Here is a 9,642-nt window from a genome sequence, read left to right on the forward strand (position 1 = left end):
TCCCAAATTGTTTAATCATTAAGGCCTTTACCATTGAGAATATCATCGATACACTTTTCCACCCTTGACTTACGGGTCCTGGATTGTTTCGCACTGGAAAAATGAAGCAAATACCCGCGTTGCCGCCCCGGGCTCAAGGACTTGAAAGCCCTTTTCAGGCCGGGATCATCATCCATTGCTTCCCGGAACTCCTCAGGCACTTCGTATTCCTTCGTTTTCTTGAATTCCACTTTCAGTCCGGCTTTTTCCACCTCAATGGCTTCCCTAATATACGATTTTATGGATGGTTCCAATTCTATAATTTCGCGAACATTGGTAAATCGCATTTGCCGCGCTGATTGAACATTTTTCGTTTGTTGAACCAATATTTCTTCAGGATCTTTCAATAAAACCCCTTTATGAAACAATATGGCGCAATACTTTTTAAACGTATGGATCAATACCACATTATTACTATCATATGTATAACAAGGGACACCCCATTTCAGCTCTTCATTTAAACCACAGTCGAGAATAATCATCCTCAATTGCTCCAGTTCATCCCTCCATTTTTTACTCTTATTAAAATAGAAATCTACGTCCGGATTCATACCAGTTCATTTTTATTTGATTTTAGGAATGTTTTCGGCGTCGGCCTAAAATACCACGAAATAATGGTAAGTACCAAAAGCAATACCGGTCCGAAAAAGGTTTTTGCTTCATCCTCCAAGGCTAAATGTGAAAATATTGCCCCTGACATAACAAAGAAAAAACCAGCATAGGCCCATTCTTTCACCAATGGAAATCTAGGTATGAGGATAGCAAAAACGCCCAAAACTTTCCAAATTCCTAAGATAGTTAGCAAGTAAGTCGGATAGCCCAGGTGATTCATCATATTTACTTCTTCTTCCATTTGTATTAATTGGACTATACCGGTGGAAACCATTCCCAAAGACAACCATATCGTGGTTATCCAGTATGTTATCTTTCGCATTTTTCCCCGCCTATTGCTTTGTTTTCTTTTCATATCTATTGGTATTAATCAGTTAGTGTCCTGCAAAATGTATAGTAAAGCTTATATCAACTTGCTCAGGATTTCCTGTAAGCGATCATGAGCCATATTTACACCATACTCAAAAGGTAATTTCAACACCTGATCCCTTATGGTTACAGACCTGTATATAACATGCATGCTTAAGCGACTCCTGGTCCCGGAGCACTTTTCGAACTCGAGGAATTCGAGTTGCGGCCCGAAATCCGAATTCAACATTTCAAAGGTCCGGGTGATTTTTGAACCGTGTACAAACTCGTGAATCACTCCACTGAAGCCGTGTTTATTTCCGGCCGGATCTGTCGTCTCAAATTCCCAGCCTCCGTGACTTCTGTTTTCTAATTTCAATACTTTTGTTCCCATCCATTGTTCGACAATTTCAGGTTCTATATACGCTTTAAATAATAAGTCTACAGGCAAATCAAATTCCCTTGTGATTAAAATATCCTGTTTCCCATTTTCGGCATGTACTTTTGTTTTTCTCTCCATCGGATTTTATTTTTTGGATTGGTAATCTTTCATGATATCTTCCAATTTATTAAACCGATCATCCCACATTTTTCGGAAAGGCTCAATAAATTCTGCGACCCCTTTTAATTTTTGTGGATTTAGCTGATAGTATATCTCCCTCCCTCGTTGGTCCTTTTCCAACAATTCACATTCTGTAAGGATCTTAATATGACGGGAGATTGTCTGACGGGAAGAATCAAATTCCTGAGCTATGGCACTGGGGGTAAGTGCCTGTATGGCTAATAACATAATTATGGCCCGTCTGGTCGGATCCGCAATGGCCTGAAAAACATCTCTTCGCAATTCCATTTATGCAGCTATTTGACTGCGAATATATTCGCAGCTATTTAACTGCGCAAATAATTTATAATATTTAACAAAAAAATCCGATACTTTCCCTTTCAAAAGAACGTACCGGACTCAAATTTTGAAAAATATAGACGTTAACTAGATATATAACCAGATACGATCGAATCCCATTTTTGTATTAACTCCCATTCTTTTTTTCGCACAGGATTTTCATTGCGACTATAAAATTCAATGGATTCTTCTTTACCGGTACTACCCAAACGGAGGTTTAATTCCAATAAATCAAGCACTGTATTTTCCCCCACCGTCTCAGCTTTTACCGGACGACTTGCGTTGAATATGGTGCTGGATGACAGATCATGCAAATCAATTAATATTTCTTTTTCGCTTACATTTTGCCTCTTTTTCATATAAAATAATCTTTTTAAATTCTTATCAATACCAATACAATACGCTCCACCCCAGGTCTCAAATTCATTCAATTGCAAGCCTAGACTGTTACCTGTTTCCAAAAATTTTTTTAGCATTGTGTGGCTCCTCTTTTTTTGCAGCCAATTATAATAAAATATGGGGCCGATAAAACAACCTAGCAGGATCAGCCCTATAATCAAAGATCCAATATCCATTTTATATTTTTTTAAATGTAGTTTGGTACAGTAAAAATTATTCAATCGATTTTTACTGTTTTAATTTAATACGTTATATGTCACTACCAGGTGTGAAATCCTGTAATCGATATGGTATTATACCTGGTTTTATATATACAGATCCAGGATTAGACTGAGAAGAAGGTATCAAAGAAAACTATGAAATGGAAAAATAATCACCAGGATATTTAATGACGGTATAATTAATTGTGTAGCTGATTCTGAAAGCAATGCCAGCTGTTGCAGCCACTTGGAAAAATATCCTAATGTAGTTTTAGTGCTATCACAAAATTGTTCAGAATCAAAGGACCAGGTATTCTTGGTAAACTGACCTTCGCTAAACAATAAACTTCGAAAGGCAAGCCAATTTATCGTTTTATTTCCCGTAGGAGGGGTTGTGAGAGAAAATTCAGTGTTGCCATCTATACTGTTGAAATTTTCAACAGTCCCCAGTGTGTTTATATGTTGATAAATGGTACAAAATAACAACTGGAGAATAATAAGGACGGCTAGATTTCTAAATGATACTTTCACATCTAAAAGATAATACTAAAAGCTAATATATAAACTATTCTTTATTTTCGGTATTTTAATTCAAACCATTGAAGTGCTATAATCGTTTTCGCATCAACGATTTTATTACTTTTTACTTGTTCAAAAAGATCTTCAGGTGCAAATTCCCTGACTAAAAGATGTTCATTCTCTTCTTCTACCCCACCCCCATTCTCACTCTTATCTTCTCGACTAACTTCCGCGTAGTACAAAAGGATTCTCTCAGAACAGAAGCCGGGTGAAGAGTAAAACTCCATAATAAAGTCCCAATTGTTAATTGAATAGCCCGATTCTTCCAGAACTTCACGCTGCAGGGCATCCTCCACATTTTCGCCATCTTCTACTATTCCTGCCACGATCTCAGTAACTATGTCATGGCCTTTGTAATGAGCAGGTAGTCTAAATTGATCAACTAGTATTAATGTATCTTCATCGGGATCGTATAGCAATACACCTATCGCATCATTTTGGGGGATGACCAATCTCTCCATTGTACTGGACATGGTTCCGTCGAATAATTCATGCTTCAATGTAATTCTTTCCAATTTCAAAAAATCATCGAAAAGAATATCTGTATCAAGGATTTCTATCTTCATACCCATTAAAACGATAACTCAGGACTTATATTCCAGTTGTATGTAAAAATTCGAGTACTGCGCTTTCTGCAAACTTATTTCTCTCCGCTCCCATTCCGCTAATGATTGTATAATTCGCATTTAACTTATTAAGTTCCTGCTTCCAGACATCGAAAAAATATTCTCTTTTATCCGGGAAATCCCGGAGTGGGTCATCTTCCCAGGGCATATCGATATCCATTAATAAATAATAATCATACGTACGGATAGACAATTCATCAACTACCGGCTTCGGGGTAAAACCAAACAAATAATCTGACCAGATTTTGATAGTTATAAAGGTAGTATCACAAAAAATAAATTTTCGGTCCTTTGAAATCGAAAGGATACTGTCTTCCAAAGCAATTTGGCCAAAAAACATATTGAGTTCGTCCTGCAGGGTATATTCTCTTTGAAGCGTTTCACAGTAATATCTTGCATATTCCGGTACCCATAGGGTATTAAAACTATTCGCCAACCACTGGGTTGTAGTGGATTTACCCGTTGATTCGGGACCTACGACAGCGACTTTTTGTAATTTTTTTTCCAATTTTTTCTCCATTCCAAATATCCAAAAATAGCTACACCGATGTATACAGCATATAAAATAGTTGTGGGGTACAATCCTTTGCTTATATATAAATAGACATAAACTATATCAACAAAGACCCAAAGTAACCAATTTTCAAGGATTCTTCGAGATAAATAAAACTGTGCAACCAGGCTACAGGAGGTGCAAAAACTATCCAGATACGGGAAATGTGCATCTGTGCTTTGTTGTAAAAAAAATCCAAAACCCGAAGTGAAAATAATTATTGCCAGTAATCCGATAGCGACTTCCAATTTGTTAATTCTCCTTACAGGCCTGACCAATTGATCATCTCCCCTTCTGTTAATCCAATAGTACCACCCATATATGGACATCCCTAAAAAATAAAATTGGAGCCCCATATCCGCATATAATTTAGCTTCATAAAAAATGAAGATATATATTATGACACTTATAATAGCGATGGGGAAATTCCAAAGACTATTTCTTGCTGCTAACCAAACGCAGATAAAACCTGTAATTACCCCAATATATTCAAGCATTGACCGTCAATTATTTTGTAGCTAGAAAAGCATCGAATATAAAGTGAAATACTTATAATATCAACATAAAATCATACCATAAATCACCTTATTTTTCTTATATTAAGGCCACTATTTAGTATAGTTCTAATTTAACATATTTGATATTGAAACATATCAAAAATTATTATATTCACCGCTTTACAAATCAAGTAAAATTTCGTAGTACATATTACGAAAAATTTTAAGTTATTAAATACAGTGTATGAGTTACAAAATTGCATCTTTAAAAGAACACAACGAAAATGGACAAGTCGACAAACTCCCGTTTTCCATTAGGATATTATTGGAGAATGTCATCAGAAATCACGATGGTTTTGCGATAAACGATCAACATCTGGATACCCTGAGAAATTGGAATCCTGCCGGAACCACGAATGAAGTACCATATAAACCGGCCCGGGTACTGATGCAGGATTTTACAGGTGTTCCTGCGGTAGTTGATGTAGCTTCTATTCGTTCGGAAGTGATTCGCAAAGGAAAAGACGGTAGCAAAATCAATCCCGCTATTCCTGTAGACCTGGTAGTTGATCATAGTGTTCAGGTAGACTTTTTTGGTACTTCGTATGCCTATTCAAAAAATGTTGAATACGAATATAACAGGAATAAAGAACGCTATCAATTATTGAAATGGGGGCAGCAAGCGTTTGACAATTTTACCGTTGTGCCTCCGGGCATGGGAATTTGCCATCAGGTTAACCTCGAGTATCTGGCGCAGGGCGTAATTGAAAGAGAGGGTTGGGCATTTCCGGATACTCTTGTAGGAACTGATTCTCACACCCCTATGGTCAATGGCATCGGAGTTGTAGGTTGGGGTGTAGGAGGTATAGAAGCTGAAGCTGCTATACTGGGTCAACCTATCTACTTTACCTGTCCTCAGGTAATTGGGTTGAAATTAAAAGGGAAACTACCCAAAGGAACGACAGCGACAGATATGGTATTGGGAATTACCCAGTTACTTAGAGAATATGGTGTCGTGGGTAAGTTTGTTGAAGTTTTCGGTGAAGGGTTGGATCATCTTACCGTACCTGACCGAGCTACAATATCGAATATGTCTCCTGAGTTTGGATGTACTGTTACGTACTTCCCGATCGACGGCCAGACACTGGACTATATGAAGCGTACCAACCGGTCACAGGAACACATTGACCTGGTGGAGGAATACTGCAAATCCAATATGCTTTGGAGAACAGGTAATGAAGAAATAACATATTCTGATGTAGTAGAGTTGGACCTGTCAAGTATAGAGCCAGCAGTATCTGGTCCTAAAAGACCTCAGGATAAGATTTTTGTAAAAGATCTTAAAGAAAAGTTTGGCCACTTACTGAAAGATGAATTTAAACGACAGTATATTCCTGCAAGTGAACGAACCGAGTGTGCATGGCTGTCAGAAGGGGGGTCAGGTACTCAATTTACCTGGAGTTCGGCTCATGATGATCCTAATACCGTCGTAATGAAAGAAAATTCACTTAAAACGGTTAAAATCAAAAAGAACAACGAAGAATTTACATTAAGTGATGGTTCAATTGTTATTGCAGCTATTACTTCCTGTACGAACACTTCAAATCCCAGTGTAATGATTGGAGCAGGTTTGGTGGCCAGAAAGGCAGTCGAGAAAGGATTGGACGTAAAACCATGGGTAAAGACTTCGCTGGCTCCCGGATCAAAAGTAGTAACTGACTATTTGGAAAGATCCGGTTTGCTTCCGGACCTGGAGGCTTTGAGATTCCATACGGTGGGATATGGATGTACTTCTTGTATTGGAAATTCAGGTCCACTACCTCCCCATATTGACGAAGCAGTGACCAAAGGGGAACTGGTTGTTTCTTCAGTATTGTCCGGGAACAGAAACTTCGAGGCCAGAGTTCATCCTAAAGTAAAAATGAATTTTCTGGCGTCACCCATGCTCGTAGTAGTGTATGCACTGGCTGGGAGAACTGATATCAACTTATTCGAAGAACCCATTGGTTATGATCCAAACGGACAGGAAGTATTCATGAAAGATATCTGGCCTACGCAGGAAGAAATCAATGATATTATGCTTGAAGCATTGAAACCTGAAGACTTTGAAAAAGCCTATAGCGTTATTTTTGATGGAGAAGAACAATGGAAGTCATTGGAAGCACCGGAAGGAGAGAACTATGCCTGGTCTGATGAATCAACTTATATCAAAGAAGCACCATTTTTCCAGGATATAAGTGATGATCCGGAAGAGGCAAAAGATATTAACGGTGCAAGAGTGTTACTTAAATTGGGTGATTCCGTAACCACCGATCATATTTCTCCGGCGGGTTCTTTTGCTACAGATTCCCCGGCTGGACAATATCTTACTGACAATGGTGTAGGACGTGCAATGTTCAATTCATACGGTTCCAGACGAGGAAATCACGAAGTGATGATGCGTGGAACCTTTGCTAATGTCCGTATTAAAAACCAATTATCTCCAAAAGAAGGCGGGTATACCAATTACCTTCCGCAGGACATTATTATGCCTGTTTATGATGCTGCACAAGAATATGCCAAAACGGATACTCCATTGGTGGTTCTTGCGGGAAAAGAATACGGTAGCGGTTCGTCTCGTGATTGGGCGGCAAAGGGCACTACTTTGCTCGGTATTAAAGCCGTCATTGCTGAAAGTTATGAAAGGATACACAGAAGTAATCTCGTAGGAATGGGAGTTCTTCCCCTGGAGTTTGAATCGGGAAAAACTTCGGAATCCCTGGGACTTGACGGAACTGAAACTTTTGACATCTCCGGCATTTCGGAGGGATTGGAACCTGGTAAGGTCCTAACAGTAAAAGCGACTAAATCAGATGGTTCGACTATAGAGTTTAAAGCAGTTTGTAGGTTAGATTCAGGAATTGAAATCGAGTATTATGTAAACGGAGGAATTCTGCACTACGTACTTAGACAGTTTTTGAAGAATAACTAAATAAATATTCCAAATCTTACAAAACCGCCGCAGTAAATTTACTGTGGCGGTTTTTTTTTACTCAACGGGTTTAATTTCCATATTTTTTTAATCCCAAAGCAAGGTTATCCCGCTACCTACATCCATCTATGATTCAATCCATTAGTATCTGATCCGATAATATTAGAGTAAATTCGGATTGAAATATAAGGCAACATCCTCCTGTTTTCCAAAGTTTGGTACATACGTGCACGGACGAGGTCTTTTGGGCTCTTTTCTTGTTTAGTACCATAATTTAACCTCACGGACTTCATTCCAACTATAGCAATATTTATATTTATGAGCAGGTGAAGGATTTGACAGTTTCTACCATTCTATAAATCTCGTAATTGAATTCTACGTAGTTTTCATCCAAATCCCTTCGTTAATAGTCCGGGGTGCCCATGAGAAAAGGAAATGGGTATTTCCTCTCACATATTACACCTTTTTTTCTCGCTGGGATATTTCCGCATAACTTCGTACTCATAGGTATCAACTTCCTAATCCGGCCTATTTAATGGAATACTTCGCCAGTACTACGGTACTGATACCTCTATTCTCATAGCAGGCTAATTAACTATTTCAACTTAGTTCATGCTAAAATCAAACTTCCGGGTTACTTCATCATAGACTTGCTCCAGTTTATCCAGTGTAATATATCCCTGATTTAATTGAACCAATTCACCATTTACATCCAGTATTAAAACCGGAGTACCTCTCAAGTTTGCAGCTTCAAACCACTGAAAGTCCTGGAAGGCGATATATTTTCCATTATCACTATTAAGATAATTTATACTGTCATTATAATTAAAATTATAGTGTTCCATTATATTCGCTATTGCATTCTTGTCGTCAGGCGAAATACCTTGTTGAAAAATACGGTTTGAAATATCCATTGAAAATGCCAATGCGTTTTCTTTATCTAATTGTTTTATACCATTTACAGCAGTAGATCCCGGAACTGAGTTTAAATAAATATCGTCTCTATGGAGATTTTTATAAAATTTATCTCCAAATGACATTCCTGATTTTTTTTCAATCGCCTGGGCCGCATTCCAAAGCTTATCAGATTGTGTGGCCATACTTGTTACCAAATCCCCTCTAACCATCCCACTACACACTACACTCGTAAAAAATTCATTTTCATGCCTTTCTACGAATTTTTTCAACACAGGGCTAAACGCATGGCTCCACATACAGAGGGGATCTGTCACATATATTAATTCCATTTACTTAATTTTAAGTATAACAAAATCAATAATAATTCTGTTCACAGGAAAAAATAATTATTAATTGATTAAATATGAAATGATTTAATTATATTTGCACAAGCATCTGAAAATTTCTATATGTGAGATGTAATTTCCCATTCATAAGTTGTTTCCGGTTGTGATAAGTTGATTTTATTATTTTAATATATTTTTTATGAACATTTTTGTAGCCAGTTTAGATTATGGCATGACCAATGAAGATCTTCAAGACTTGTTTGAAGATTACGGCAGTGTTTCATCTGCTAAAATTATTTTCGATAAATTTACAGGACGTTCGAAAGGTTTCGGATTCGTGGAAATGGATGATAACCAGGAAGCGACAACTGCTATTGAAGAATTAAATGACAGCGAAGTCCACGGACGTAGAATTGTTGTAAAGAAAGCAAAGCCGAAAAATTCATCTTGGTAAATAACCAAACGGATATTTAAAGTAAATAATTGGACTCCGGAAACTATTTGTTTTCGGAGTTTTTTTTATTCATGTAGATTAATTTTGTTTATTTTCTGAGGAGTAAAATGGCGGACCTCATCATCGAATCCCGTATCCTTTCGCATACGGACGAAGAAGAAATTAACATATAAGTTGATTAACAATATAGATAGTTGAGATTGAAGTGTTGTGAAGTTA

Annotated in this window: 12 protein-coding genes; 2 read left to right on the plus strand and 10 right to left on the minus strand. The window is 37.5% G+C overall.

What is annotated here, in order from left to right:
- Positions 1-11: 11 nt before the first annotated feature.
- From LVD47_RS08190 to pnuC, 9 genes are all read right to left on the minus strand, one after another.
- Positions 12-590: a YdeI/OmpD-associated family protein gene (locus tag LVD47_RS08190; protein ID WP_236975171.1), complete on the minus strand. Its 579-nt coding sequence runs from the start codon at positions 588-590 to the stop codon at positions 12-14.
- Positions 587-1,006, minus strand: a complete 420-nt coding sequence (locus LVD47_RS08195) for a DoxX family protein (protein ID WP_236975172.1) — start codon at positions 1,004-1,006, stop codon at positions 587-589. Before LVD47_RS08195 ends, LVD47_RS08190 begins: the two co-directional genes overlap by 4 nt.
- Before the next feature lie 48 nt (positions 1,007-1,054).
- Positions 1,055-1,519: an SRPBCC domain-containing protein gene (locus LVD47_RS08200; RefSeq protein WP_236975174.1), complete on the minus strand. Its 465-nt coding sequence runs from the start codon at positions 1,517-1,519 to the stop codon at positions 1,055-1,057.
- Between the two features lie 6 nt (positions 1,520-1,525).
- On the minus strand, positions 1,526-1,849 hold the full coding sequence (locus LVD47_RS08205; RefSeq protein WP_236975176.1) for an ArsR/SmtB family transcription factor: 324 nt from the start codon (positions 1,847-1,849) through the stop codon (positions 1,526-1,528).
- 134 nt (positions 1,850-1,983) lie between these two features.
- Entirely contained in the window at positions 1,984-2,376 is a 393-nt protein-coding gene (locus LVD47_RS08210; RefSeq protein WP_236975178.1) for a hypothetical protein, read from the minus strand.
- 267 nt (positions 2,377-2,643) lie between these two features.
- Positions 2,644-3,030: a hypothetical protein gene (locus LVD47_RS08215; RefSeq protein ID WP_236975180.1), complete on the minus strand. Its 387-nt coding sequence runs from the start codon at positions 3,028-3,030 to the stop codon at positions 2,644-2,646.
- Positions 3,031-3,071: 41 nt separating this feature from the next.
- Positions 3,072-3,644: an NUDIX domain-containing protein gene (locus LVD47_RS08220; RefSeq protein ID WP_236975182.1), complete on the minus strand. Its 573-nt coding sequence runs from the start codon at positions 3,642-3,644 to the stop codon at positions 3,072-3,074.
- Between the two features lie 25 nt (positions 3,645-3,669).
- On the minus strand, positions 3,670-4,212 hold the full coding sequence (locus LVD47_RS08225; protein WP_236975184.1) for an AAA family ATPase: 543 nt from the start codon (positions 4,210-4,212) through the stop codon (positions 3,670-3,672).
- A complete protein-coding gene (pnuC, locus tag LVD47_RS08230; RefSeq protein ID WP_236975186.1) occupies positions 4,179-4,754 on the minus strand; it encodes a nicotinamide riboside transporter PnuC in 576 nt (191 codons plus the stop codon). The genes LVD47_RS08225 and pnuC overlap by 34 nt, the downstream gene beginning before the upstream one ends.
- Before the next feature lie 244 nt (positions 4,755-4,998).
- On the opposite strand from pnuC, the gene acnA reads away from it, so the two are divergent.
- Complete coding sequence (acnA, locus tag LVD47_RS08235; protein WP_236975188.1) at positions 4,999-7,725, plus strand: aconitate hydratase AcnA; 2,727 nt, start codon at positions 4,999-5,001, stop codon at positions 7,723-7,725.
- Positions 7,726-8,330: 605 nt separating this feature from the next.
- On the opposite strand, the gene LVD47_RS08240 is transcribed toward acnA, so the two are convergent.
- The gene (locus tag LVD47_RS08240) at positions 8,331-8,972 is read right to left on the minus strand and encodes a thioredoxin domain-containing protein (RefSeq protein ID WP_236975189.1); all 642 of its coding nucleotides are present in this window, start codon (positions 8,970-8,972) and stop codon (positions 8,331-8,333) included.
- Positions 8,973-9,168: 196 nt separating this feature from the next.
- Between LVD47_RS08240 and rbp the strand changes: the two genes are divergently transcribed.
- Positions 9,169-9,423: an RNA-binding regulator gene (gene rbp, locus LVD47_RS08245; RefSeq protein WP_236975190.1), complete on the plus strand. Its 255-nt coding sequence runs from the start codon at positions 9,169-9,171 to the stop codon at positions 9,421-9,423.
- Positions 9,424-9,642 lie beyond the last annotated feature (219 nt).

This window comes from Membranihabitans maritimus, assembly GCF_021729145.1.
GTDB classification, from domain to species: domain Bacteria; phylum Bacteroidota; class Bacteroidia; order Chitinophagales; family Saprospiraceae; genus Membranihabitans; species Membranihabitans maritimus.